Annotated in this window: 1 protein-coding gene; it reads right to left on the bottom strand. The window is 62.4% G+C overall.

Going from position 1 to position 646, the window contains the following annotated elements:
- On the bottom strand, positions 1–646 hold a 646-nt coding region (locus tag AU509_RS17750; RefSeq protein ID WP_139824086.1), incomplete at both ends, for an Ig-like domain-containing protein.

Below are 646 nucleotides of genomic sequence, written 5' to 3' on the forward strand. Positions count from 1 at the left end.
ATCGCCCGGCACGTTGACGCTCCACACATTGCCGTTATCGGACGCCGTGACGGTGGTCTGGTAAGCCTGATCGCCAATCGTGACGGTGACCGTATCACCCACCTGCACGTCGTTGCCGACACGGCCGGTGATGGCCTGCGGCTGTCCGGCTTCGTCGATGTTCAGCGTATTGTCTGCCGTTACATCATCAATGGTGATGCTGGCTTCCGGCGCGGCTGTGTCGACCGCGTAGCTGTGATCGGCCCCGGCGGTGGTGGCGTTGCCTGCACCGTCGGTGGTGGTCACTTCGGCGTGGATCTGGCTGTTACCGGCCAAGATATCGCCCGGCACGTTGACGCTCCACACGTTGCCGTTATCCGACGCGGTGACGGTAGTCTGGTAAGACTGGTCACCGATGGTGACGGTCACCGTATCGCCGACCTGTACGTCGTTGCCGACGCGACCGGTGATCGCCTGCGGCTGACCCGCTTCGGCGATATTGACGGTGTTGTCGCCGGTCACATTATCGATGGTGATCGACGCTTCCGGCGCAGTGGTATCTACCACATAGCCCTGATCTGCCGTGGCCGTCGTCGGGTTACCGGCCGCATCGGAAGTGATGACTTCGGCATGGATCTGGTTATTACCGGCCAGCACCTCGCCCGGC

The organism is Lonsdalea britannica (genome assembly GCF_002111595.1).
GTDB classification, from domain to species: domain Bacteria; phylum Pseudomonadota; class Gammaproteobacteria; order Enterobacterales; family Enterobacteriaceae; genus Lonsdalea; species Lonsdalea britannica.